We start from the raw sequence: 24,008 nt of genomic DNA, 5'->3' as shown, positions 1-24,008 counted from the left end.
TCCTTTTTACCATCTATAATGTGCAAATGCTTTGTTCGCTTCTGCCATTTTGTAAGTATCTTCTTTTTTCTTGAATGCTGCACCTTTGCTATTTGCTGCATCCATTAACTCACCTGCTAATTTTTCAATCATTGTTCTTTCGCTTCTTTTTCTAGCGTTTAGAATAATCCAGCGAATTGCTAGTGCTTGTTGGCGAACAGGGCGAACTTCAACAGGAACTTGATAAGTTGCACCACCAACACGGCGTGCTTTAATTTCTAAAACAGGTTTTACATTTTCAATAGCATCATTAAATACATCTATACCTTTAACTTCGCTATTTTTAGACGATATTAAATCAATCGCACCATATAAAATTTCAGTAGCAACAGATTTTTTACCATCATACATTAATGAATTAATAAATTTTGTAATTACTTTACTACCATAAATAGGATCAGCTAGAACTTCTCTAACTTGTGCTCTTCTTCTTCTCATTTTTTCCTCTTCAACTTTAAATTATAATTTACTCAAATTATGCCGCATATCTAAGCTGCAAATCTGTGAAACTCGTTTTTATTTTTTGCCTTTTGTAGGAGCTGCTGCTTGACCTGGCTTTGGTCTTTTTGTTCCATATTTTGATCTTGAAACTGTTCTCTTTGCAACACCTGCAGTATCTAAAGCACCACGAACGATGTGATACTTAACACCTGGTAAGTCTTTAACCCTTCCGCCACGCACTAAAACGATGCTATGTTCTTGTAGGTTGTGTCCTTCACCACCAATATAACTAATAACTTCAAATCCTGTTGTTAATCTAACTTTTGCAACTTTTCTTAACGCTGAGTTAGGTTTTTTAGGAGTTGTAGTATAAACTCTTGTACAAACGCCACGTCTTTGTGGGCAATCTTTTAACGCTGGTGATTTTGATTTAACAATCACTTTTTTGCGTTCTTTTCTAACCAATTGATTTATGGTAGGCACGTTTCATCCTTTCAAAAAATTTATTAAAAGCTATGATTTTATAATATTTAAACTTAAAAAAATGTTAATGATGATAATGTTTTGCGTTAAATAAGACAATTTTAAACTTTTTTTATTATGATAACAAATTCACACGATAATGTTATTTTATCTTCATTTAAAAAGGAATGATATGACAAATTTAGTATTAAAAAATCAATATTTTGGTATTTTTGCTATGCTAATACTCGCTACTTGTTTATTTTTTGGTTTAGTGTATATAGCGAAAATATGTGGCGATGCATTTGCTAGAAAAAATAGAAAAAGATTAGGTTTAGGACCTTATGAATGTGGCCCATTGCCTATAAAACAGGCAAATAAAATAAATTCACAGTTTTTTATATTTGCATTAATTTTTATACTTTTTGATATAGAAATAGTATTTATGTATCCTTGGGCTTTAATGTATAAACATTTAGGTCTTTTTGCCTTAGTAGAAATGATTTTTTTCTTTTTATTTTTACTTGTAGCTTTTATTTATGCTTATAAGAAAGGAGCTTTACAATGGCAAAGCATCAATTAAATACAAATGGAATGCCAATAGCTTTAACTTCGGTAGATAAGTTAGTTGGTTGGGGTCAAAGTAACTCTTTATGGGCATTTTCTTATGGTCTTGCTTGTTGTGCTATTGAGATGATGGCTGCTGGTGGTTCAAGATATGATTTTGATAGATTTGGAACGATTTTTAGAGCAAGTCCAAGACAAAGTGATGTAATGCTTGTGGCTGGAACTCTTAGCAAAAAACACGCAGAATTTACAAGAAGATTATACGATATGATGCCTGATCCAAAGTGGGTAATATCATTAGGTAGTTGTGCAAATACCGGTGGTATGTTTAATACTTATTCAACTGTGCAAGGCGTTGATAGAATAATACCTGTTGACATTTATGTTCCTGGTTGTGCTCCACGCCCTGAAACTTTTCAGTTTGCTTTAATGATACTTCAAAAGAAAATTAGAAAAGAACAAGCTAGTAAAAAAATAGCAGCAAAAAGGTTGGTATAATGAGAGAATATAAAGACAAGATTAATGCGCAAAAGCAAGACTACTACAAAGATAGATTTTATCACGCACCACAAACTACCAAAATTGATATAAAAGGTAGTGAATTTGAATATTTATTTGATGAGTTTAATAATAATTTTTCTGTTTTAAATTCTTTTATTGAGCTTGATATTGCAGTTTGTATAATAAATAAAGAAGATAATTTAAAGGCTTTAAGAAAGGCTAAAGATTTAGGTTTTACAACTTTTACTGAATTGATTTGTTCTGATTATTTAGCTAAAGATAATTCTTATGAAGTTCAATATCTTTTATTAAATATGAATAAAAAACAAAGGCTTAGAATAGTTATAACCTGTAAGGCAGATGAAACTATTGAGAGTGGAGTTTGTGTATTTAAGGGTTTAAATTGGTCTGAAAGAGAAGCTTATGATATGTTAGGTGTAAATTTTATTAATCACCCTAATTTAAAAAGACTATTAATGCCTGATGATTGGTTTGATTATCCACTTAAAAAATCATATCCATTGCAAGGTGATGAATTTGCACAATGGTATGAAATAGATAGAATTTTTGGTAAGGAATATCGTGAAGTTGTAGGACCTGAAAATCGTGATTCAGGAAGAGTTGATTGTGATGATACTAATAATTTTTCTAGAATTTATCATGAAGTTTCAAAAGGAGCTGAACCTATTAGTATTGCTTATAAACAAGAATATCAAGAAGATGAAGGCGTAATGTTTGTTACAAAAGTTAAGCGTGCTGATTCAAAATTCATAGAAGGGAGAAAATAATGCAAATACCTTCAAAATTACAACCATATTATGAAAATGTAGCCTATGAAAAACAAGATGGTAGAATGATTATAAACCTTGGTCCTCAGCACCCATCAGCACATGGAAATTTAAGATTAGTCTTAGAACTTGATGGGGAAAAAGTAGTTAAATGCACTCCAATGATTGGTTATATGCATCGTGGTATGGAAAAAATGGCTGAAAATATGATTTATCAAGAATTTATTCCAACTACTGATAGAATGGATTATTTTGCTGCAAGTGCAAATAACTATGCTTATGTTGCAGCTGTTGAAAAGCTTTGTGGTTTAGAAATTCCTAGACGAGCTCAAATAATTAGAATGATTTTATTAGAACTAGCTAGAATTGAATCTCATCTTAGTTGGCTTGCAACTCACGCACTTGATATTGGTGCTATGACTATATTTTTATATTGTTTTAGAGAGCGTGAATATGTGCTTGATTTAATAGAAAAATATTGTGGTGCAAGACTTACTCATTCATCTATGAGAATAGGCTATGCTATGCTTGATTTACCAGCTAATTTTACTCAAGAATTATTAGTATTTTGCGATAAATTCTTAAACGATGTAAAAGATTATGAAACCTTACTTGATGATAATAGAATTTGGCGTCTTAGAACAGAAGGCGTTGGAGTTGTTACAAAAGAACAAGCATTAAGCTGGGGTTGTAGTGGCGTAATGCTTCGTGGAAGTGGAATTGAATGGGATATTAGAAAAGAAGAGCCATATTTACTTTACAATGAAGTTCAATTTGGTGTCCCTGTTGCAACTCAAGGCGATAGTTATGCAAGATATAAATGCTATATGCAAGAGTTTCGTGAGAGTGTAAAAATACTTAGACAACTAGTGCCTATGTATAGAGAGAGTTCACCTGAATTAGTATGTAATAATAAAGAATTTGTAAGTGCAAGTAAAGAACAAATTATGACTCAAAATTATTCTTTAATGCAGCATTTTGTATTGATAACTCAAGGTCTTCGTCCACCTGTTGGAGATGTATATGTGCCAACAGAAAGTCCTAAAGGAGAGCTTGGATTTTTTATTAAAAGTGATGGTTCAACTAGACCTTATCGTCTTAAAGCTAGAACTCCTAGTTTTTGGCATTGTGCTTTTTATGAAGAGCTTTTAGTTGGAACTTATTTAGCCGATGTGATAGCTATCATGGGTTCAACAAATATTCTTTTAGGGGAGATTGATAGATGAAGCGAATTGACCTTAGAAAAAGTAAAGATTTATTTGCTGATTTAAAAACACATATTGATGATGCTAAGATTGGCGAAGTTTTAGTTATTTTATTTGAAATAGGTGATTTTTCTAATGTAGAAAAATCATATAAATTTGTATATGATAATGAATGCAAACTTTTAAATTCACTTAAATTTAATCAAAGTGATTGGACTATTGTAATTAAAAAGGATACGTTATGAAAATATTGAGTTTTATTAATTATGCAAGTAGTAAAGTATTAGAGAAATTTAAAAATGATGATATAGTAAATATAGGTAGTTTTTATGATGAAAGATTAAGGCAAAAATTTTATAAATGTGAGCTTGGAACTGAAAGCTATGTTTTAGCTTTGATTTGCACTATGTCAGGACTTTGTGATTTTGATATAGGAGAGCTTAGTGCTGAGAGTTGTTTGGGCGAAGAGGAAGTTGGTGAAATTTTAGATTTTTGTAGTGATTTAGATATGATATTATTAGATTCAAATTTGCTTTATCATAAAGATAAAAGTATTTATTATTTAGCTAAAAAATTAGCTGATAAATTTAATTCTAAATTATTATTTACTTATGAGTTAGAAGAAATAAAACTTCAAGAATTAGATGATAATAATGGAATTATTTTATATGAATGTTTAGAAAATGATGAGGTTGTTATTAGTCCTGTTGTTGCTAATTTTGCAAAAATTAAAGACAATAGCAAGGTTATTATAAAAACAAAATTTAAAACATTAACAAAGAAAGTAAAAATTGATAATAATTTAAAAGGTCTTTGGGTTTTAAGTCAAAAAACAAGTGGTTATGCTTTTTCACCTTGTGTTATAGAGGAGTTTTTTGATGAAAATTAACATTAATGGTAAAGAATGCTTAGCTAATGATGGCGATTATGTTTTACAAGTTGCTCGTGCTAATGATATTTTCATACCTGCAATTTGCTATTTAAATGATTGCAGCCCAACTTTAGCTTGTAGAATGTGTATGGTTGAAATTGATGGCAAACGCTCATACGCTTGTAATACTAAAGTAAAAGATGGAATGCAGGTATTAAGCAATACTAAAGAATTATGGGACGAAAGAAATGCTATTATGCAAACTTATTGCATAAATCACCCATTACAATGTGGAGTTTGTGATAAAAGTGGAGAATGTGAATTACAGAATTTCACGCATAAAGCACAAGTGGATACTCAAAATCATTGGATAAAAGAAATAGATAGAAGACATCAAGATTGGGGTGCTTTACAATATGACCCAAGTCTTTGTATAGTTTGTGAAAGATGTATTACCGTATGTAAGGACAAAATCGGAGATAGTGAGTTAAAAACTATAGCTCGTGGTGGAGATGCACCTGATAAAGATTTTAAAGATACTATGAGTAAAGATGCTTATGCAGTTTGGACAAAATTTCAAAAATCACTAATAGCTCCACAAAATGGAACAACTTTAGATTGTCAAGAATGTGCTGAGTGTGTTAGTGTTTGTCCGACTGGTGCAATTATTAATAAGAATTTTCAATATCGCTCAAATGCTTGGGAACTTACTCGCATACCTGCTAGTAATCCACATAGTAGTGATTGTGAGCTTATGTATTATGATGTTAAACAAAAAAGTATTAAAGATAATACTAAGATGGTTTATAGAGTTTCAAATGATTTTCATTTTACTACTTTAAATAAGGCTGCAAGATTTGCTTATGATATAGCAAGTGATTGTAAAGGTAAAGATGAAGTAGAGTTTAATCGCTTAGTATCGTTGTTTAAAGATAATAAAATTAAAAATGTGAAATTTAACAGCTATATAACAAATGAAGAAGCATATATTTTAGAATTACTTAGACAAAAATATGGCTTTAATTTAGTAAATAATGAAGCTTTATGTTTTCAAGATTTCTTAAAGACTTTTTGCGCTCATTCAGGTAGTTTTTATAATGCAAGTAGTGATGATGTTAAAAAATCTGATTTTATTGTAATTGCAGGAAGTTTTTTAAGACACGATAATCCTACTTTATCTTATAAAGTAAATAATGCAATTGTTATGAATAAGGGTGCTGGGCTTTATTTTCATCCTATTAAAGATACAAAATTTTCAAAAATTGCTAAGAATTTCGTAAGTGTAAATTGTGATTATGGTAAAGAAGCTCAAGTTTTAGAATTTATTTTACAATATTTTGCAAAAGACTTGCCGCAGGATTTAGCATATATCAAAGACGCTTTTTATGAAGAACAAATTGAAGTAGAAGTTAAAAGTAAAGATGCTGAAGGCAATGAGATTAAAGAGAAAAAGCAAGAAACAATCAAAAAATCAAGTCTAGCTAAAGAATTAGGATTTGATGAAGATAAATTAAAAGATTTATTACTTAAAAAAGCTAATTTTACTTTAATTATCGGAAATGATTATTTTTACCATGAAAATGCAAAATATTTAGCGTATTTACTTGCAAATATCCAAAAATTAACTGATTTTAAAGTTATGTTAATCCCACCACGCACTAATACTTTAGGTGTAAGTTTATTGTGTAAATTAAGTAAAGCTAGTGATGGTTTTACGCTAGGATATAATGAGCGTGGAGATTTCTCATTCTCAAATGATGAGCATAATAATCTTGCTAGTTCAAATCTACTTGAGCAAGAAGGAACATTTGTAAATTATGATAAAAGGCTTGTTCCTACGAATGCTGCACTTAAATTTAAAGGATATTATTTAAATGATTTAGCAAATGCTCTTGGATTAGATGCACTTTATACGATTGAATATACAGAGCAATTACCTAAAGATAAAGGCTTTTTAAATATTGCTTTTGATGATTTGACAAATCATTATGATAATGCAGGAAATAATCATCGTGGGTATTTAATTGATACTTGTGAGTTTGTAAAGAATTTAAAACAAGATAATCAAATTCCACAAAATATAAAATCAACTTGCGAATGTAAAAAAGATGATATTGTAATACTTGCAAACCCAATTGGAAATCTATCAAAATACACCAATAAATCAAGCTTTTTTAACGAATGTGCTTCACTTTACGCAAGTAAAGATTATCTAGCTAAACATAATTTAAAAGAAAATTCTATGGTTAAGATTTATGATGATAAAGATGAAATTATTATAAAAGTAGTTTTAGATAAGAATATTGAAAATGGTGCTTATTTACCTACTTTTGATGATAAGATTAATCCTTATAAATTCTTTAAAACAAGACGCTACTATGCGTTAAATATAAAGGAAATTAGCTATGAGTGATTTTATATTTTTTACTACTACAATAATAAAATGTATATTAGTTTTAGCAGTTTTTGCTGCCTTACCAGGTTTTGCTACATTTTTAGAAAGAAAGGCTTTAGCTAGAATTCATAGAAGAGTAGGGCCTGATATGGTAGGACCTAGTGGGGTTTTACAAATTGTTCCTGATATGATTAAATTATTTACAAAAGAAGATATAACGCCGTATCTTGCGAATAGTAAAGTATTTAAATTTGCACCATTAATATCCACGATATGCGTATTTATGGCATTTGCAGCAGTTCCGTTATTTCCTGAATTTAAATTATTTGGCTATGTTATAAAACCAATTATTGCTGATGTAAATATAGCGGTTTTATATATCGCTGGATGTTCATCAATTTGTACTTATGCTATATTTTTAGGTGGTATGGCTAGTTATAATAAATATGCATTATTAGGTGGAGCTAGGGCTTTAGTTAGCATAATATCTTATGAGAGCATTAGTGGTCTTTGTTTATTAGCCATAGTATTATTAACTGGGTCTATGAGTTTAGTAGATGTAAATAATTATCAACATGGTGGAATTTTATCTTGGTTAGTATTTAAACAACCTATCGCATTTGTTTTATTTACAATAGCAATTTTTATTGAAACGAACAGAACTCCTTTATGTCTAGCAGAAAACGATCCTGAATTAGTTGCAGGTTATGGCACTGAATATAGCGGTCTTCGCTGGGGAATGTTTTTTATAGGTGAATATGCTAGTATGATGTTAGGTGCTATTTTAATAAATTTATTATTTTTAGGTGGATATAACGATTTTTACTTTATTCCAGGTGCTATAGCTATGTTTTTAAAAGTTTGTTTGATTTTTTCAGGTTATTTTTGGGCTAGAGGTGCATTTCCACATTTAAGAGCTGATCAGGTTATGAGAACTTGTTATTTAATTTTGTTGCCACTTGCTTGTATTAATTTAATCGTTACGGCTTTATTAGCCTTATAAGGATGAAAATGAAAAAATATTATTATGTTGATAAAGAAAGAAAGCTTATTTTAAGCCCTTATGAAAAATTTATAAAAAGCGTTAAAAGATGTTTGAATACTGAATTATTTTCAGGAATATTTTTAATAGCAAAAGAAGTTTTTAAGCCTAATAATAGTGCAACTATTAAATATCCAATGGAAAAAATGAAACTAGATAATCGTTATCGTGCTGTGCATAGATTACAAAGATTTATTGAAAGCGAAAATGAACGCTGTATTGGTTGTGGGTTGTGTGAAAAAATTTGTATTTCAAATTGTATTAGAATGGAGACAAAATTAGGCGATGATGGTAGAAAATTAGTAAGTAATTATTCTATTAATCTTGGTCGTTGTATTTATTGTGGATTTTGTGCTGAGGTTTGTCCTGAACTTGCTATCGTGCATGGGGTTGAATATGAAAACGCAGCAGAGCAAAGGTCATATTTCGCACATAAAAAAGATATATTAACTCCAATTGATAATCTAATTAATCAAGTTGAATTTGAAGGTGCTGGAAGTTTAAGAGCTGATGCTGATGATTTTGTAAAAGCTACGCCAAATTATTATGAAATTTCAATTTCTACAAATAACGAAGAGGTTAAAAATGCTTGAATTATTAGTTTTTTATTTTTTTGCAGCTTTAGTAATAGGTTTTTTTATAATAGCTATATATTCTAAAAATATACTTCATTCTCTTAGTTCTCTTGCTTGTGGTATGATATTTTTAAGTGCTCATTATTTTTTATTAGGAGCAGAGTTTTTAGGTGCTGCTCAAATTATAGTATATAGTGGGGCTGTTTTAGGACTTTATAGTTTTGCTATGATGTTTTTTGATTTAAGCAAAGAATTAAAAGAAAATTTAAAACATAAAAAAACATTTTTTACTTTAAGTATTCTAGCAAGTGTTCTTATAATAGTTATGGCGTTAGGTTTTAAATTTCAAAATATCAAGGCTAGTCTGCCTTTTAATGATTGGGAAGATACTCAAAGTATAGGTATTATTTTATTTACAAAATATATATTAGCTTTTGAATTAATAGCCTTAGTGTTATTAATAGCGATAATAGCTGCAATAGCTTTAGTTTCAAAAAAGATAAAGGACTAAAATGAATTATTTGATACTTTCTTTTATACTTTTCATAATAGGTTTAATAGGTGTCTTAAAAAGACAGAATTTAATAATGTTTTTTATATCTACTGAAATTATGTTAAATGCCGCAAATTTATCCTTTGTAGCTATTTCAAATATTCATAGAGATTTTAGTGGGCAAGTTTTTGCTATTTTTATTATGGCAATAGCAGCTTGCGAAGTAGCTATTGGGCTTAGCTTTTGTGTGATTAAATATAGACGCGATAAAAGTCTAGATTTTGGAGAGTGCAAATGAGTTTATTATGTGTTTTATTTTTACCATTATTAAGTGCAATTTTTGCAGGAATTTATTCTTTTTCTCCAAAAAATAAAGTAATAGGTTATTTTTGTTCTTATTTAATGCTTTTAGCTTGTATTTTTGCTTTTATATCTTTATATTATTTAGCAGATAAGAATTTGTATATTAGTTTGGGTCATTGGATAGGAATTTTAAATGTTAATTTCGGCTTTTTAATAGATTCTGTTAGCCTTACTATGATGTGCGTTGTAACATTAGTCGCTACTTGTGTGCATTTTTATAGTATTTATTATATGGAACACGATGAAGGCTTTAATAAATTCTTTGCATTTTTAGGCTTATTCGTATTTTGTATGTTAATTTTAGTAATGAGCGATAATTTCTTATTATTATTTGTTGGATGGGAAGGCGTTGGTCTATGCTCTTGGTTATTAATCGGCTTTTGGTATCAAAATGAAAAATTCTCATTAGCAGCAAATGAAGCTTTTATTATGAATAGAATAAGCGATTTTGCAATGCTTTTAGGAATATTTTTAATATATTTTAATTTCGGAACTTTAAGCTATAAAGAAGTATTTGCTATATTAAGCTTTCACGAAATGTTAAATCCTAATTTATTAACTTTAATTGCTGCTTTATTATTTGTTGGTGCTATGGGTAAATCAGCTCAATTTCCATTCCATACTTGGCTAGCAAATGCGATGGCAGGTCCAACACCAGTTTCAGCATTAATCCACGCTGCTACGATGGTAACTGCTGGTGTGTATTTGGTAATTCGCTCTCACGATTTATTTTCGCAGGTTCCAAATGTAAGTTATTTTATAGCTTGTTTAGGTGCTTTTGTAGCTTTATTTGCTGCTTCAATGGCAATTGCTGCAAAAGATTTAAAAAGAATTGTGGCATTTTCTACACTTTCTCAACTTGGATATATGTTCGTAGCTTGTGGTTTAGGAGCTTATAAAATAGCATTATTTCATTTAGTAACTCACGCATTTTTTAAAGCATTATTATTCTTAGGTGCTGGAAATATTATGCACGCAATGCACGATGAATTAAACATTTATAAAATGGGTAAATTATATAAACCTATGAAAGTTACAGCAGTTTTAATGATAATTGCAAGTTTAGCTTTAAGTGGTATTTATCCATTCGCAGGATTTTTCTCAAAAGATAAGATTTTAGATTTTGCATTTGTAACAGAGCATTTTGGCTTATATTCTGTTTTATTATTTACAGCGTTTTTAACAGCGTTTTATAGTTTTAGACTATTAATGATGGTATTTTTTGCTCCAAAAAATCACACAATCCATCCACACGAAGCAAAACCTATAGCATTAATTGCAATGCTACCTTTAGCAATATTAGCAATTATTGCAGGTTTTTGGGATAGTAAATTCTTTGATTTTATTAGAATTCCTATGCAAGAATTACACCATAATTATGTATTAATTGCTATTTCTTTAGTGGTTGCTATAGCAGGAATTGTTTTAGCTATAGTAGTTTATAAAAATGGTGCAAAAGAAACTTGCAATTGTAAATATAAAAAGCTTTTAGAAAATGAATATTATATACCTAAATTATATGAGATTATTTTCATACAACCTTATAAATGTTTAGCTAAAGTATTAACAGGATTTGAAGAAGGTCTATATTCATTTATTTTTGAATGTCCTAAAAAGCTTTTAAGTCTTGTTTCTTGTGAGAACAAAAACAATAACTTAACTCTTCACATTGTGTTTATTTGTGCATTTTGTGTGTTTTTACTTTTAACAATGGTGGTGATATATGCTTAGTTTATTGATATTTTTACCTTTAATTTTTGGGGTTAGTGCATATTTTATAAATGATAAGGCTTCTAAAATTAGCGGAATTTTATTTTCTTTTATAATTTTATGCCTTAATTATTATGTGATAATTGATGAAATTCATACATTTAACTATACTTTAATAAAAGCTTTTAATTTTGGGATTAATTTAAAAGCTGATGAGATAGCATTTACTTTAGCTTTTGTGGCAAATTTAATGCTATTTTTGTCAATGTGCTTTTTTTCTAAACAAACAAAAGACTTTTTAATAAGTGCTATGATTTTAAGTGCTTGTATGAATGGTTTATTTTTAGCAAATGATGCTTTATTATTTTATATTTTTTGGGAAGTTTCATTATTTCCACTTTTATATTTAATGGTTAAAAACAATGAAGCAAAACTAGCTAGGTCATTTTTTGTATTTGCATTTTTAGGCTCAATTTTTATGCTACTTGCTATGATTTATCTAGCTTATAATGCAAGAGTTAATGATGCGATTTTAAATTTTGATATTAGTTATTTCTCAACTACAAATTTAAGTCCTATTGAAAATACTTTATTATTTATAGGATTTTTCCTAGCATTTGCTATAAAAGCTCCTATTTTTCCATTTCATAGTTGGGCTATTAAAACTTATTCAAAAGCACCTAATTTTGTTTCTGTAATGCTTGCAAGTTTTAAAATGGCGCCTTTTGGAATGATTAAGTTTTGCCTTCCTTTATTTGCTGTTAGTATTAATGAATTTAGTGGGATAATTTATACATTATGTATAATTTCAGCAATTTATGCAGCGCTTCTAGCAAGCAATGCGAAAAATTACAAAGAATTAAGTGCAATGAGTTCAATATCACACTTAGGAATTATTTGTTTAGGTATTTTTTCTATGCATCCAATTGCTTTAAGTGGAGCTGTTGTTTATATGGTAGCTCATGCTATTGTAAGTGGGGCAATGTTTTTTTACGCTGAAATTTTAAAAGATAATTACAAAACTTATAATCTAAGTGAGTTAAAGGGCTTAGCTAAACATATGCCTTATTTGACATTTATTTTTGGAGTTTTATTATTTTCATCAATTTCTTTACCACTTACTATAAGCTTTGCAGGTGAGTTTTTGGTTCTTTATGGAGTATTTGCAGCTAGTAAGATGGCTGGAGTTTTTGCTACTTTAGTTGTGATACTTGGAGCTGTTTATATGCTCAATATGTTTAGAAATAGCTTTTTAAGTAAAGAAAATGAAGCTAAAGACATAAAGGTTAGTTTATCTAAGATAATAATTTTATCTTTCATAGCTTTGATTATAATTGTATTTGGAGTAAATCCTAATATAATTTTAGATTATATCAACTTTGCGGTATAAGGAGATAGAATGCAACTTGATTTAAATGTATTACTTATTTTACCTGAACTTGCTTTGATAGTTTTTGCTTGTTTTATATTGGTTGCTAATTTATTTTATAAATTTGATTTAAAAGCTTTAAAAGGGCTTAGTATTGTGGCTTTAATAATTGCTATTATTTGCCAATTTAATTGCCCTTATGATGAGAGTTTTTTTGATTTATTTATATTTGATAATTTAGCAAAATATTCAAGTATATTAATCAATCTATCAGCTATTTATTTTCTACTTGCTAATAAAAGAGCTGATGAAGGTGAGTTTTTTGCATTATTTTTAATGATGATAGCTTGTTTAAATTTTATGGTAAGCACTAATAATTTAATAGTAGCTTTTATAACTCTTGAAGGCTCTTCTTTAGCACTTTATAGCTTAATAGCGTTTAAGAAAAAAGCAATTGAAGGTGCTATTAAATACTTTAATTACGGAATGCTAGGCTCAGCATTTTTTGCTATGGGTTCTGCAATGTATTATTTTGATAGTGCAAGTTTAGAACTAAACTCACTAGCTACAATTAGCACGGCTAGTATTTTAGCCTTTGTTATGATAGGAATTACAATATTATTTAAATTATCAGTAGCACCGCTTCATATGTGGCTTAAAGATGTGTATTTAAAGGCTGATTCAAGTTTAGCTGGATTTATTTCAATAGTTCCAAAAATAGCTATGATGGTATTTGCATATAGATTTATGATTTCATTTGAAAATTTCTTCAATGTAAGTGAGATTATTTTAATTATTGCTTGTGCTTCTATGCTTTTTGCTAGTGTTATGTCATTAAAGCAAGATAATGCAAAATCAATGTTAGTATATAGCTCTGTTTCACATTCATCGTTTGCTTATTCAACCCTTGCATTTTTTCATTTATCAAGCCAAATGTTTTTATATTATTTTTTAACATTTGCATTTGTAAATATCGCATTATTTATGTTTTTAGGTGCGTTTAAAGACACAAATTATGAGAATTTAAAAGGGGTGTTTAAGAAATATCCTTTATTAGGAATTTGTATTGTTGTATTATTGTTAAATCTTGCAGCATTGCCACCATTTGGCGTATTTTTTGCTAAGGTTGGTGTAATTAATATAGCTTTAAATGCTAATATTTATGCAGCAATTTGTATGGCACTTAGCTCAATTATTATGCTATTTGCTTATTTAAGATTTATAAAAGCAATTTTTGCAGATAAAGAAATAGGATTTTTATATTTTAATAACGCTCAAAAAATAGTTTTAATTTTAGCAATTATTGCTTCTTTTGTTGCAAGCGTTGGATTAGATTTTTTAGCTTAAAAATTAATTTAAGCTAAAACTAATTTTAAATTTGTATAATTCATCTTTTCATTGCAAAAGGACAGATGGGTGAGTGGCTGAAACCACACCCCTGCTAAGGGTGCAGCTCTTAATCGGGGCTCGAGGGTTCAAATCCCTCTCTGTCCGCCACTTTTCAAAGACTTATTTTTATGCGCTCGTAGCTCAGCTGGATAGAGCATTTGATTGCGGTTCAAAAGGTCAGGGATTCGAATTCCTTCGGGCGCACCATTTTTTAATTTTTATTTTAAATTTATTTCATTCAATAATGCTTTTTTATATTTTTATTTTACAAGTATATAATATTTTGTTTTTTTAAATAAAATATTAGAAAGCTTAAAAATGTTTAGTAATTACACAAAAAGACAAAAATTAATTATAGCTTCATCATCTCTTGGAATGTGTCTTGAGATGATGGATATTATGTTTATTGCATATTCTCTTAATTTTATTATACAGGAGTTTTCACTAAGTAATAAAGAAGCGGGTGCTATTCCTACGATTACAAATTTATCTATGCTTATAGGTGGGTTTATTCTAAGTTATTTGGCTGATAAGTATGGTAGAATTAAAGTTTTTACTTATTCAATTTTATTATTTGCAATCGGTACTAGTTTTATATATTTTGCAAATACATATTATTGGCTTATATTTTTTAGAGTTTTATCAGGACTTGGTGTAGGTGGAGAGTATGGTGTTGGAATGAGCTTGATAAAAGATGAATTTGGCAAAACAAAAATGGGAAAATATTCAAGTATGATTACTATTTTTGGACAAATTACAGCTGCATTTGTAGCTATTTTAGCTGGAATTTTACTTTCGTATGGTTGGCGATATTTATTTTTAGTAGGTTTAATTCCAGTTGCATTAGCATTTTATATAAGAGTATGTTTAAAAGATGTTAAAAGTAATAATTTTGTCAAATTAGATTACGCAAAAGTGTTTCAAGATAATTTTTATTTGACTATTGCTTTATCAATTATGGTTATTGTGCAAGTTGCTGGATATTTTGGAATGATTAATTGGCTTCCGTCTATGGCACAAAAAGCTTTAAATTTATCATCTTCTAATTCTAGTTATTGGATGATTAGCACTATTTTTGGAATGTGTGTGGGTATGATTATATTTGGTAGAATATTTGATAAATTTGGACCACGAATTAGTTATGGAGTATTTTTAATAGGCTCGGCTATCTTAGTTTATGCTTTTACTTTAGTTACTAATTACACACAGCTTTTAATAATAGGTTTTGTTATAGGTTTTTTTAGCAATGGAATGTTCGCTGGATATGGAGCTTTAGTAAATATTATTTACCCATCAAATATTAGTGCTAGTGTGAATAATCTAATAATAAATATAGGTCGTGCAATAGGTGGATTTAGTTCAGTCATTATAGGGATTTTGCTTGATTTATATAATAATACATTTGTAGTTATGGCATTTTTAAGTATGCTTTATTTAACAAGTTTTTGCATAATGCTAAGTCGTAAAGAGTTAAAAAGAGATAATTTTATTAAATCAAAGGAGAGAATTTGAAAACCATAATCGCATTAGATTTTGACACCTTAGAGCAAAGCCGTGAATTTGTATCAAAACTATCAGCAAAAAATCTTGAAAACTATGCAAAAGAGCATAATTTAAAATTAATTATGCCTTATTTAAAAGTCGGTATGTGGCAATACTACACAGCTGGAAATGACTTTTTAAAAGAGCTAAAAGACTTAGGTTTTAATATATTTTTAGATTTAAAATTAATTGATATTCCAAATACTATTTATAATGCTACTAAGACACTTTTAAAAAATGATATTGATATTTTAAGCCTTCATTCTTTTGCAGGCGAGCAAGCTTTAAAGGCTGCTGTTAATGCTAAAAATGAATTAGGTAGCAAGTGTGAATTATTTGGAATTTCTGTATTAACTTCGTTTGAAGAAGAAGAATTTAAAAATGATTTAGGCTTTAATGGAAGCATTAATGATTGCGTAAAACAACGCTGTTTAATTAGCAAAAAAGCAGGTCTTGATGGTATAGTAAGTAGTGCTTATGAAGCAAAATTTGCTAAAGATTTAGGACTTAAGGCTCTTACGCCTGGCATTAGATTTTTAGGCAATGATGCAAATGACCAAGCAAGGGTTGCTACGCCAAAATTTGCTATAGAAAACAATATTGATTATATTGTAGCTGGTAGAATGATTACAAAGAGTTCTAATCCTATTAGAGCTTATTTTCAATGTATAAAAGGAGAAAAAAATGAATAAAGAAGTTGCAAGTGAAGTTGTAAAAATATTAAAAGATTGTGAAGCAATATTTATTAATACTAAAGAATTTTTCACATATTCAAGTGGTATTAAAAGCCCTATATATTGTGATAATCGTGTGTTAATTAGCTATCCAAAAGAGCGTAAAATCATAGCAAATCATTTAGCGAATTTGATTAAAGAAAAAGCAGGAGATGTTGATTACATAGCAGCAACTGCTACTGGAGCTATTGCTCACGGAGCTTGGGTGGCTGATATATTAAACAAACCATTAGTATATATATTATCAAAAAACAAAACCCACGGAAGAGCAAAGATGATTGAAGGAAGCTTTAAGCACGGAAGCACTTGCGTTGTGCTAGAAGATTTAATCTCAAGTGGCGGTTCAAGTATTGCTGCTGTTGGTGCTGCTAGGTCTCACGGATTAGATGTAAAAGGTGTGTTTTCAATATTTAGCTATGAATTAAATCAAGCTAAGAAAAATTATGAGAGTATTGATTGCCCTGCTTATTCGCTTAGTGGATTTTCTGCATTTAGTGGATTTTTAAGCGATGAAGAAGTAAAAGTTCTAAACGAATGGCGTGACGCTCAAGAATAAAATAATTTTAATTTCAAATTCCGATTTTGGAATTTGAATATCTTCAGACCTTCTTTACTTTACAAAAAATAATTTTTATAATATTTACTTAATAGTTAAAATTAAGGAGAAATAATGGCTTTTAAGAACGCAGTAGTTACAAAAGAATTTGATGAAAAATACAAAATGACAGATATTTTTTGCAATTATACAGATAGCTTATACTATAAACAAAATCATATGATGCCAAATAGATATCGTTTAGTGATAGATGAAGAATTAGATTGTTTTATAATACAAGCTTATAATTTTTTAGACCCTGAATTAGAGCATGCAAGACTTAGCAAAGGCTTGTGGATTTTGTATTATAAAGGTAATTTGATTGAAGTTATACTTGATTATGATTTTGATATAACAATAGATGGTGTTTTATACGATAAAGTTTGGAGTATTTTTGATATTAAAAACAATGAATTATTAAGTGAAAAAGAAGTTATAAATCTTCTTAAAGAAATATTAGATGTTTATAATGTGGCTGGTGCCTGGGGCGAAATTGAAGAAGATTATAAAGTGTATGTAAGAGATGAATTGATAAAAGAATAAATATTTTAAATCCTAATTCAAATTCTTTAAAAATTGTGGAATTTGGTTTAAAAAAAGGTAAGCAAATGGCTTTTAAAAACGCAATTATTGATGATAGATTAGAGAAGAAATACTCACTTTCTTATATTTACGCAGAACATACTGATGATTGGTATGGCAGACAATATCATAAATTTCCTTATGATTGGGATATTGTAATAGATGAAGAATTAGACTGCTGGTTTATGAATTGTATGTATTTTGATGACCCTGAGCTAGACTATGCTAAACTTGATAAGTCATTGTGGGTATTGTATTACAAAGGTGAAGTAATAAAAATTATTTTAGACCGAGATTTTCGTATAAAAATAAATGGAACTTTATATGATATAGTTTGGAAAATACTATCTATAAAAAACAATAAAATATTAAATGAAAAAGAAATCATAGAATTGCTAAAAGATATTTTAAAAGTCTATGGAGTTAATGGATTTTGGACTGAAAAAGAAGAATGCACAATTTATGTAAGAGATGAAGTGCTAGGAGAATACATATAAACAAAAGGAGATTTTATAATGGAAAAAATTGTGATAAAAATTGTAATTTTAATTGCAATATCGCCTATTTATTGTTTTTTGTTTATGATGGTTATTTTTGGATATTCTGCTAATGATATGTATAATTTATCAATTTTACAAGCACCTTATGGAAGTTTGATTGGCTCAATATTTATTATACCTTTATGTTTTTTAACTCATATAATATATAGCGTTGTATCAAAAGAATTATGTAAAGCGTTTTTATCTATTGTATTTTGTCTTTCTTTTATTCCTGTTTTGACCTTATCAATAGGCGGAATAATAGCTTTGATTTTGCCATTTATGTATTATTATTTATTAGTAATGTTATATAAGAAATTCTTTAAAAGTAAATCAAGTTTTATAGGCAATACACAGCTTAGAGTAGATTTTAAAACTATACAAATTGATAACGAAATTTATGAAAAATATAAAATAAATGAAGCACTTACTAAATATAATACACAAGATACCATATTCAACACAAAAACAATACTATTTAATAAAGAGCTTGATTGCTTTTTTATTGATTGTGATTTAAATTCAAATAGAATATTTTGGATTTTAAAATATAAAACAGATATTATTAAAATACTTCTTGTGCATGAAAAGCGTTTATCAACTGATACTGCTATATTTGTAATCATAGATATTGAGGGTAATAATTTACTTAGCAAAGAAGAAGTGATTTATTTATTAAAAGAAATCTTAGATATTTATAATCAAGATAAACAAGTAAAATACACATTATTAGATAAAAAATATTAAATGATTAAAGAAATTTTAAAATTCATAATTATATTTGCTTTAACTCTTATAAATGCTGTTTTTATATATCTTGCAATTAAATCTTGTTTTATTGAAAATTATTTGTTTTTAATGTTTGTTTATATGTTTGTTCATTATTTTGTTTTATCAATGAAGTATTTTTATGATAAATCAAAATTTTTTGCCATTGTTTTATTTAGTTTAATTTCACTTATTTTTATGGTAGAAAATTGGCTATATTTTATGATTTTTATCGCTATTTATATCCTTGTAATTTATATATTAAGAGAAGTTGATACAAGTAATGCGATTTATGTGATTAATCCAAAAAGATTTGATTTAGTCCATATAACTTTTTGATTTTTAATGCTGCTTTCATTTATTAGTATTGTAAGCTTTTTAAAAGATGAATTAATTATTTATAAAATAATCGGCGTAGTAATTATATTATGCACTTTAATTATATTTTGTGGTGTTAAAAGAGTGATTTGCTATGAAGATTGCTTGGTGTTTGTAAAAGGCTTAGGAGTTAGCAAAATAAAATATGATGATATTAAAGGGTATTATTTTTTTAAAACAAATTTTAAAAATACTATAAGAATTTTTTTAAAGCGAAAAAGATTTAAGATTTTTTATATTTCTTATGAGCTTTCCTTTAATAAATTTAATAAAAGCGATTTAGAAAAATTAGAAGAATTAATCAATAAAAATGAAAATAAACAAAGAAAATCATTATGTGGTTAAAAGTATTAGAGCTTATTTTAAATACTTTTTTTGTAAATTTATTAGTTAGTTTTAAATACTATATGATAAGTAAATTTTATAAATAATTTTTATTTTAATCTTTTATAATTTTTGATTAGGTATATCAAAATAGTTATAAAACTAGGGATTAAAAATATAAAGTTAAAAAAGCTTAAAATACTTATATAATTAATCCCAAAACCATATTTATTAAATTTTAAATCAGGTGGAAATGTTAATACAATAAAAGCTAAAAAACAAAGAGCTAAAAGCCTTAAAATTAAAGCTTTTTTGCTTAAATTTATTTTAAGATTTGTGGTATTTTTAAGCATTATAAGTTTCATAAAATATATAGCGATAAAAACTAAAAATATAGTAATTATCATGGCAAATAAATCATTTAGTCTAACTAAGCCCTCAAAAATAATCACAGGCATCGCTAAGATTAAGCAAAATAAAGCTAATTTATTAGCTTTTGCTTTATAAATAAGGCTTAAAAACAATACGCTAAAAAATGGCACTATAAAAATCTCTATAAAATATGTATGAAAAGTAAATTTATATTCAAACATATCAAGCAAAAGCATTAAATAACCACAAAGCAAATAACAACTATAAAACACAAGTAAAATCGCCCAAAATTTAAAAAAATCACTTCTGTTTAAACTAGCTTTATAGTTTAGTAAAAGCATATTTAGAATAGTATTTAAAAAAATATTAAACATTTTAAAAAGCCTTTTTTTGTTAATTATTTTTATTATAATAAAATTTATGAATTTGTATTTGTAGCTAAATTTTAATAATTTAGCTATTTTTTTGATACATTTTAATGGAATTTCTATTTTTATTTGAAATTCTTCAATATCTTTTAGTAATCACCATACTAACTACTATCTGAATTTATATCATAACTTATAGTAGTCGATACCACATTATGCTCTATTAAAACATTGTTTTAATATAATCCTAATTTTGCCTATTTATAAATACATTTTACCTACTGAAATATATTAAATAATGAAAATAAAGCAAATTTTCATCTACTTCCTTGCCAATTAATTTAGATTTTATAAAAACTATTTTCATAAATCTTAAGCATAAATTTTATTTTTATAATAATTAATCCTTATTTTTAACATAAAACCTAGCATTAATTTTGCCATTACCTAAAAGCTTTTTTAACTCATCTTTACTAATGCCATAAATTGTTCCTAATTTAGTAAAACTCCAAGAATTATTATCATAATAAATTACTATATTATTAGCATTATATAAAATCAAATCAAGTGCTTTAGCTTGAAAATATTTATCATTAGTAGGAAGATTTTTATCAATTCTTCCTACCTTTTCAAACCCACCATAATCATTCATTAAAATATTTAAATCAGACTTTTGTAATACTTCATAAAGAGCAGTTGATGATGAATTGCTTTCTAATTTTATTTTTAATTCTTGATTATTTATTTCAACATATATTTCATCATTGCTAAATCCATTTAACATACAAAAAGCTCCTAAACCAATAAAAATACTAAAAACTTTTCTTAAGTATATGAATAATTTCATCTTTATTAAGCTCCTTATAACCACCATTTAAGATGAATACATTATTAGCAATATCTTCAATCAAGCTTTCATCTACTAATAAATCTTTTATATTCATACAAAGACCTAGCTCACTCATCCAATCTCTCATAGCAAATAGTCCTAATTTAGCTATTTCTTCATCGCTTTTATTATCTTTTATACCCCAGACATTAATAGCAAACCTTTTAAATTTATCAATATTATAAGGCATTATATATTCATAATACGCCAAGCTAATAGCACTTAAAGTAGCTCCGTGCGTTGCATTGGTAAAGCCACCAATTGCCTGACCTATCATATGAACCATCCAATCTCCATTTTTACCACAATGAAGCATAGTATTTAATGCTAGAGTACTTGCCCACATAATATCACTTCTAGCCTTATAATCATTAGGATTTTTATTTGCAATTTTGCTTGATGAGATTATTGAACGCATAAGCCCTTCTGCTAAATAATCACTCACATTATCATCTTCTTTTGAAAAATATTGCTCTAAAATATGATTAAACGCATCATAAATTCCATTTATCATTTGGTATTTGCTAAGACTTAAAGTGTATTTAGGATTTAATATAGAAAACTTAGGAAATACTCTTTTATCATTAAAAACTTTTCCTATTTTTTGATGAGTTTTTTCATTTGTAATTACACTACCACCATTCATTTCAGAGCCTGTCCCACACATTGTCAAAATACAACCTAGCGAAACTACATCACAATTTGGCTCAAGTTGATTTATAAAATACCTATCCCAATAATCATCGCTTGAGTTTATACTAACTGCTAAAGCTTTTGTATAATCACAAACAGAACCGCCACCTAAAGCTAATAAAAAATCAGCTTTATGCTCTCTTGCTATCTTTACACCTGAGTTTAATTTTTCTAAAGTAGGATTTGGCATAACACCATCAATATATGCTACATTTTTGCCTAATTTATCTAGTATTTTTACAATTTGGTTAAAAATACCATTTTTATGCACCGAGCCGCAACCATAAACCAAAACAATGTTTTTACCATATTTACTTAGTTCAAATTCTAAAGATTGCTCTACTTCATCAGTAAAATAAATCTTAGTTGGATTGTGAAAAATAAAATTATTCATAAAAAATCTCCTTGTTTTAAAAGTAAAATAATTTTATTTATTTTTAAAAGAAATATCAAATACTTATAATATATAATTAATTATAAAAATTAATTATTTCTAAGGAATATTATGGAAATTAGAGTTTTAAAATACTTTATAGAATCTGCAAAATTACAAAACATAACTAAAGCAGCTAATAAATTAAATCTTACTCAACCAAATCTATCAAGACAATTAAAAGATTTAGAAGTAAAATTAGGGCAAAAACTTTTTATTAGGACAAATTATAAAATCATTCTCACAAAAGAAGGAGAAATGCTTTATAAAAGAGCTTGTGATATTTTAGATTTAGTTGATAAAACCGAGCAAGAATTTAAAAATTTAAAAGATTTTAATGGTGGAGATGTTTATATAGGCTGTGCTGAATCGATCGGAATAGCAAAAATAGCAAAAACTGCTAAAAAACTACAAAATAAAAATTTTAAGTTTCATATATTTAGTGGAAACTATGAAAGCGTTTTAGAAAAATTAAATAATTCTTTGATTGATTTTGCTGTGATAATTCAAAATTTTAATGTGGATAATTTTAATGTTTTAGATCTAAAACATAGTGATGATTGGGGAATTTTAGCAAAAAAGAATTCTAAATTAGCAAAAAGAGATTTTATAGAGGCTAGTGATTTATTTAAAATACCACTAATTATTTCAAACCAAGGTTTTTCACAAGAATTACCAGAAATTTTAAGGCTAAATAAAGATAGGTTAAATGTAGTGGCTACTTATAATTTATTATTTAATGCGGCATTATTTGTAAAGCAAAATTTAGGCTATGCTTTGTGTATAAATAATATTATAACTGATGATGAAATATGCTTTATACCATTAAAACCAAAAACTAGCTCAAATATAAAACTAATTTATAAAAATGATAATTTATCAAAATCAGCACAGATTTTTTTAAAAGAATTGCGAAAAGACTTAAAAAACTAATTTGAAATTCCTAAGAATTTCAAATTATATTTATTTTTTACGAAATTTAATATATAAAATACTACTAAGTCCTATTATTATGAAACATATTATTAAAATTTTATTTAAATATATTTTAATTAACTCTTCATTTTGCCCTAAAAAATATCCTAAAAAAACTAGTATGCTAACCCAAATAAAACTTCCTAAAGCTGTAAAAAATATGAAATTTTTTAGTTTCATTTTAGAAAGTCCTGCTGGCATTGAAATATATTGTCTAATCCCAGGAATTAATCTACAAGTAAGTGTAGAAAATTCACCGTGTTTGTTAAAGAAATTTTCAAATTTTTGAAATTTTTCATCATTTATGCCAAAAAATTTACCGTATTTTATTATTAATTTTTTACCCCAAAAATAACAAATATAATAATTTATTAAGGCGCCAAAAACACTCCCTAAAACTCCACAAAAAATACAAAGCCATAAATTTAATTCATTTTTTTGCGATAAATACCCAGCTGGAATCATAACTACTTCACTAGGAAATGGGATAAAACAACTTTCAAGTGTCATTAAAAAAATAATTCCAAGATAGCCCCAAGTACTAGCAGTATCAAGTATAAAATTAATTATTTCATTCATAAAAATCCTTTAAATAAATCGTGGATA

At 27.4% G+C, this 24,008-nt stretch carries 29 protein-coding genes and 2 tRNA genes; 25 read left to right on the top strand and 6 right to left on the bottom strand.

From position 1 onward, the window contains the following. Window positions 1–6: 6 nt before the first annotated feature. Together rpsG and rpsL are read right to left on the bottom strand one after the other, a co-directional pair. Window positions 7–477: a 30S ribosomal protein S7 gene (gene rpsG, locus NY022_RS01945; protein ID WP_214119742.1), complete on the bottom strand. Its 471-nt coding sequence runs from the start codon at window positions 475–477 to the stop codon at window positions 7–9. Between the two features lie 78 nt (window positions 478–555). After that, window positions 556–963, bottom strand: coding sequence for a 30S ribosomal protein S12 (gene rpsL, locus NY022_RS01940; RefSeq protein WP_214117487.1), 408 nt, complete (start codon window positions 961–963; stop codon window positions 556–558). A gap of 172 nt (window positions 964–1,135) precedes the next feature. Here rpsL and NY022_RS01935 point away from each other — a divergent pair, with 172 nt between their 5' ends. The 24 genes from NY022_RS01935 (at window position 1,136) to NY022_RS01820 (ending at window position 19,693) form a co-directional block, all read left to right on the top strand. After that, entirely contained in the window at window positions 1,136–1,525 is a 390-nt protein-coding gene (locus NY022_RS01935; protein WP_267523319.1) for an NAD(P)H-quinone oxidoreductase subunit 3, read from the top strand. Next, the gene (locus tag NY022_RS01930) at window positions 1,507–2,007 is read left to right on the top strand and encodes a NuoB/complex I 20 kDa subunit family protein (RefSeq protein WP_267523318.1); all 501 of its coding nucleotides are present in this window, start codon (window positions 1,507–1,509) and stop codon (window positions 2,005–2,007) included. Before NY022_RS01935 ends, NY022_RS01930 begins: the two co-directional genes overlap by 19 nt. Beyond that, complete coding sequence (locus tag NY022_RS01925; protein WP_267523317.1) at window positions 2,007–2,798, top strand: NADH-quinone oxidoreductase subunit C; 792 nt, start codon at window positions 2,007–2,009, stop codon at window positions 2,796–2,798. Before NY022_RS01930 ends, NY022_RS01925 begins: the two co-directional genes overlap by 1 nt. After that, on the top strand, window positions 2,798–4,024 hold the full coding sequence (gene nuoD, locus NY022_RS01920; RefSeq protein WP_267523316.1) for an NADH dehydrogenase (quinone) subunit D: 1,227 nt from the start codon (window positions 2,798–2,800) through the stop codon (window positions 4,022–4,024). Before NY022_RS01925 ends, nuoD begins: the two co-directional genes overlap by 1 nt. Continuing rightward, window positions 4,021–4,248, top strand: a complete 228-nt coding sequence (locus tag NY022_RS01915) for an NADH-ubiquinone oxidoreductase subunit E family protein (protein ID WP_267523315.1) — start codon at window positions 4,021–4,023, stop codon at window positions 4,246–4,248. The genes nuoD and NY022_RS01915 overlap by 4 nt, the downstream gene beginning before the upstream one ends. Further along, window positions 4,245–4,892 carry a hypothetical protein gene (locus NY022_RS01910; protein WP_267523314.1) on the top strand — a complete coding sequence of 216 codons (648 nt, stop codon included), beginning with the start codon at window positions 4,245–4,247 and terminating at the stop codon, window positions 4,890–4,892. The genes NY022_RS01915 and NY022_RS01910 overlap by 4 nt, the downstream gene beginning before the upstream one ends. Beyond that, a complete protein-coding gene (locus NY022_RS01905; RefSeq protein WP_214117480.1) occupies window positions 4,882–7,287 on the top strand; it encodes an NADH-quinone oxidoreductase subunit G in 2,406 nt (801 codons plus the stop codon). Before NY022_RS01910 ends, NY022_RS01905 begins: the two co-directional genes overlap by 11 nt. Then, window positions 7,280–8,272: an NADH-quinone oxidoreductase subunit NuoH gene (gene nuoH, locus NY022_RS01900; protein WP_267523313.1), complete on the top strand. Its 993-nt coding sequence runs from the start codon at window positions 7,280–7,282 to the stop codon at window positions 8,270–8,272. Before NY022_RS01905 ends, nuoH begins: the two co-directional genes overlap by 8 nt. 8 nt (window positions 8,273–8,280) lie before the next feature. After that, window positions 8,281–8,904, top strand: a complete 624-nt coding sequence (nuoI, locus tag NY022_RS01895) for an NADH-quinone oxidoreductase subunit NuoI (RefSeq protein ID WP_267523312.1) — start codon at window positions 8,281–8,283, stop codon at window positions 8,902–8,904. After that, window positions 8,897–9,397 carry an NADH-quinone oxidoreductase subunit J gene (locus NY022_RS01890; RefSeq protein ID WP_267523311.1) on the top strand — a complete coding sequence of 167 codons (501 nt, stop codon included), beginning with the start codon at window positions 8,897–8,899 and terminating at the stop codon, window positions 9,395–9,397. Before nuoI ends, NY022_RS01890 begins: the two co-directional genes overlap by 8 nt. 1 nt (window position 9,398) lies before the next feature. Further along, window positions 9,399–9,677, top strand: coding sequence for an NADH-quinone oxidoreductase subunit NuoK (gene nuoK, locus NY022_RS01885; RefSeq protein ID WP_267523310.1), 279 nt, complete (start codon window positions 9,399–9,401; stop codon window positions 9,675–9,677). After that, the gene (gene nuoL, locus NY022_RS01880) at window positions 9,668–11,473 is read left to right on the top strand and encodes an NADH-quinone oxidoreductase subunit L (protein WP_420707972.1); all 1,806 of its coding nucleotides are present in this window, start codon (window positions 9,668–9,670) and stop codon (window positions 11,471–11,473) included. The genes nuoK and nuoL overlap by 10 nt, the downstream gene beginning before the upstream one ends. Beyond that, window positions 11,466–12,842 carry a complex I subunit 4 family protein gene (locus tag NY022_RS01875; protein WP_214117474.1) on the top strand — a complete coding sequence of 459 codons (1,377 nt, stop codon included), beginning with the start codon at window positions 11,466–11,468 and terminating at the stop codon, window positions 12,840–12,842. Before nuoL ends, NY022_RS01875 begins: the two co-directional genes overlap by 8 nt. 9 nt (window positions 12,843–12,851) lie before the next feature. Continuing rightward, window positions 12,852–14,168 (top strand): NADH-quinone oxidoreductase subunit N, encoded by a 1,317-nt coding sequence (locus NY022_RS01870; RefSeq protein ID WP_267523308.1) that lies wholly within the window; start codon window positions 12,852–12,854, stop codon window positions 14,166–14,168. Between the two features lie 59 nt (window positions 14,169–14,227). Continuing rightward, a tRNA-Ser gene (locus NY022_RS01865) sits at window positions 14,228–14,318 on the top strand. Between the two features lie 22 nt (window positions 14,319–14,340). Further along, window positions 14,341–14,417 (top strand) — tRNA-Arg (locus NY022_RS01860). Between the two features lie 111 nt (window positions 14,418–14,528). Further along, a complete protein-coding gene (locus tag NY022_RS01855) occupies window positions 14,529–15,722 on the top strand; it encodes an MFS transporter (RefSeq protein WP_267523307.1) in 1,194 nt (397 codons plus the stop codon). After that, complete coding sequence (gene pyrF / locus NY022_RS01850; RefSeq protein WP_267523306.1) at window positions 15,719–16,444, top strand: orotidine-5'-phosphate decarboxylase; 726 nt, start codon at window positions 15,719–15,721, stop codon at window positions 16,442–16,444. Before NY022_RS01855 ends, pyrF begins: the two co-directional genes overlap by 4 nt. Beyond that, on the top strand, window positions 16,437–17,042 hold the full coding sequence (gene pyrE, locus NY022_RS01845; protein ID WP_214116805.1) for an orotate phosphoribosyltransferase: 606 nt from the start codon (window positions 16,437–16,439) through the stop codon (window positions 17,040–17,042). Before pyrF ends, pyrE begins: the two co-directional genes overlap by 8 nt. A gap of 114 nt (window positions 17,043–17,156) precedes the next feature. Further along, window positions 17,157–17,624: a hypothetical protein gene (locus NY022_RS01840; RefSeq protein ID WP_267523305.1), complete on the top strand. Its 468-nt coding sequence runs from the start codon at window positions 17,157–17,159 to the stop codon at window positions 17,622–17,624. Window positions 17,625–17,689: 65 nt separating this feature from the next. After that, the gene (locus NY022_RS01835; protein WP_267523304.1) at window positions 17,690–18,160 is read left to right on the top strand and encodes a hypothetical protein; all 471 of its coding nucleotides are present in this window, start codon (window positions 17,690–17,692) and stop codon (window positions 18,158–18,160) included. Between the two features lie 18 nt (window positions 18,161–18,178). Next, on the top strand, window positions 18,179–18,949 hold the full coding sequence (locus tag NY022_RS01830; protein ID WP_267523303.1) for a hypothetical protein: 771 nt from the start codon (window positions 18,179–18,181) through the stop codon (window positions 18,947–18,949). Continuing rightward, window positions 18,950–19,309: a hypothetical protein gene (locus NY022_RS01825; protein ID WP_267523302.1), complete on the top strand. Its 360-nt coding sequence runs from the start codon at window positions 18,950–18,952 to the stop codon at window positions 19,307–19,309. It abuts the gene before it with no gap. Between the two features lie 6 nt (window positions 19,310–19,315). Then, a complete protein-coding gene (locus NY022_RS01820) occupies window positions 19,316–19,693 on the top strand; it encodes a hypothetical protein (protein ID WP_267523301.1) in 378 nt (125 codons plus the stop codon). An 89-nt stretch (window positions 19,694–19,782) separates the two neighbouring features. On the opposite strand, the gene NY022_RS01815 is transcribed toward NY022_RS01820, so the two are convergent. From NY022_RS01815 to NY022_RS01805, 3 genes are all read right to left on the bottom strand, one after another. Next, entirely contained in the window at window positions 19,783–20,418 is a 636-nt protein-coding gene (locus NY022_RS01815) for a hypothetical protein (protein WP_267523300.1), read from the bottom strand. Between the two features lie 394 nt (window positions 20,419–20,812). After that, a complete protein-coding gene (locus NY022_RS01810; RefSeq protein WP_214150203.1) occupies window positions 20,813–21,259 on the bottom strand; it encodes a cyclophilin-like fold protein in 447 nt (148 codons plus the stop codon). After that, window positions 21,225–22,388 carry an iron-containing alcohol dehydrogenase gene (locus NY022_RS01805; RefSeq protein WP_267523299.1) on the bottom strand — a complete coding sequence of 388 codons (1,164 nt, stop codon included), beginning with the start codon at window positions 22,386–22,388 and terminating at the stop codon, window positions 21,225–21,227. The genes NY022_RS01810 and NY022_RS01805 overlap by 35 nt, the downstream gene beginning before the upstream one ends. Before the next feature lie 111 nt (window positions 22,389–22,499). Here NY022_RS01805 and NY022_RS01800 point away from each other — a divergent pair, with 111 nt between their 5' ends. Further along, entirely contained in the window at window positions 22,500–23,360 is an 861-nt protein-coding gene (locus NY022_RS01800) for a LysR family transcriptional regulator (protein WP_267523298.1), read from the top strand. Between the two features lie 30 nt (window positions 23,361–23,390). On the opposite strand, the gene NY022_RS01795 is transcribed toward NY022_RS01800, so the two are convergent. Continuing rightward, window positions 23,391–23,981, bottom strand: coding sequence for a DedA family protein (locus NY022_RS01795; protein WP_267523297.1), 591 nt, complete (start codon window positions 23,979–23,981; stop codon window positions 23,391–23,393). Window positions 23,982–24,008: the final 27 nt, after the last annotated feature.

This window comes from Campylobacter sp. MG1 (assembly GCF_026616895.1).
Classification (GTDB): domain Bacteria; phylum Campylobacterota; class Campylobacteria; order Campylobacterales; family Campylobacteraceae; genus Campylobacter_E.
This window is presented reverse-complemented; position numbering and strand designations above follow the sequence as displayed.

Coding starts and splice junctions, on each gene's coding strand:
- NY022_RS01805 (WP_267523299.1), bottom strand. CDS start 22,388: ATGAATAATTTTATTTTTCACAATCCAACTAAGATTTATTTTACTGAT.
- NY022_RS01915 (WP_267523315.1), top strand. CDS start 4,021: ATGAAGCGAATTGACCTTAGAAAAAGTAAAGATTTATTTGCTGATTTA.
- NY022_RS01810 (WP_214150203.1), bottom strand. CDS start 21,259: ATGAAATTATTCATATACTTAAGAAAAGTTTTTAGTATTTTTATTGGT.
- nuoH (WP_267523313.1), top strand. CDS start 7,280: ATGAGTGATTTTATATTTTTTACTACTACAATAATAAAATGTATATTA.
- NY022_RS01825 (WP_267523302.1), top strand. CDS start 18,950: ATGATTAAAGAAATTTTAAAATTCATAATTATATTTGCTTTAACTCTT.
- NY022_RS01930 (WP_267523318.1), top strand. CDS start 1,507: ATGGCAAAGCATCAATTAAATACAAATGGAATGCCAATAGCTTTAACT.
- NY022_RS01820 (WP_267523301.1), top strand. CDS start 19,316: ATGCTGCTTTCATTTATTAGTATTGTAAGCTTTTTAAAAGATGAATTA.
- NY022_RS01815 (WP_267523300.1), bottom strand. CDS start 20,418: ATGTTTAATATTTTTTTAAATACTATTCTAAATATGCTTTTACTAAAC.
- NY022_RS01935 (WP_267523319.1), top strand. CDS start 1,136: ATGACAAATTTAGTATTAAAAAATCAATATTTTGGTATTTTTGCTATG.
- pyrE (WP_214116805.1), top strand. CDS start 16,437: ATGAATAAAGAAGTTGCAAGTGAAGTTGTAAAAATATTAAAAGATTGT.
- NY022_RS01905 (WP_214117480.1), top strand. CDS start 4,882: ATGAAAATTAACATTAATGGTAAAGAATGCTTAGCTAATGATGGCGAT.
- NY022_RS01830 (WP_267523303.1), top strand. CDS start 18,179: ATGGAAAAAATTGTGATAAAAATTGTAATTTTAATTGCAATATCGCCT.
- nuoD (WP_267523316.1), top strand. CDS start 2,798: ATGCAAATACCTTCAAAATTACAACCATATTATGAAAATGTAGCCTAT.
- rpsG (WP_214119742.1), bottom strand. CDS start 477: ATGAGAAGAAGAAGAGCACAAGTTAGAGAAGTTCTAGCTGATCCTATT.
- NY022_RS01795 (WP_267523297.1), bottom strand. CDS start 23,981: ATGAATGAAATAATTAATTTTATACTTGATACTGCTAGTACTTGGGGC.
- NY022_RS01800 (WP_267523298.1), top strand. CDS start 22,500: ATGGAAATTAGAGTTTTAAAATACTTTATAGAATCTGCAAAATTACAA.
- NY022_RS01890 (WP_267523311.1), top strand. CDS start 8,897: ATGCTTGAATTATTAGTTTTTTATTTTTTTGCAGCTTTAGTAATAGGT.
- NY022_RS01875 (WP_214117474.1), top strand. CDS start 11,466: ATGCTTAGTTTATTGATATTTTTACCTTTAATTTTTGGGGTTAGTGCA.
- nuoK (WP_267523310.1), top strand. CDS start 9,399: ATGAATTATTTGATACTTTCTTTTATACTTTTCATAATAGGTTTAATA.
- nuoI (WP_267523312.1), top strand. CDS start 8,281: ATGAAAAAATATTATTATGTTGATAAAGAAAGAAAGCTTATTTTAAGC.
- NY022_RS01870 (WP_267523308.1), top strand. CDS start 12,852: ATGCAACTTGATTTAAATGTATTACTTATTTTACCTGAACTTGCTTTG.
- NY022_RS01925 (WP_267523317.1), top strand. CDS start 2,007: ATGAGAGAATATAAAGACAAGATTAATGCGCAAAAGCAAGACTACTAC.
- NY022_RS01855 (WP_267523307.1), top strand. CDS start 14,529: ATGTTTAGTAATTACACAAAAAGACAAAAATTAATTATAGCTTCATCA.
- NY022_RS01835 (WP_267523304.1), top strand. CDS start 17,690: ATGGCTTTTAAAAACGCAATTATTGATGATAGATTAGAGAAGAAATAC.
- NY022_RS01840 (WP_267523305.1), top strand. CDS start 17,157: ATGGCTTTTAAGAACGCAGTAGTTACAAAAGAATTTGATGAAAAATAC.
- NY022_RS01910 (WP_267523314.1), top strand. CDS start 4,245: ATGAAAATATTGAGTTTTATTAATTATGCAAGTAGTAAAGTATTAGAG.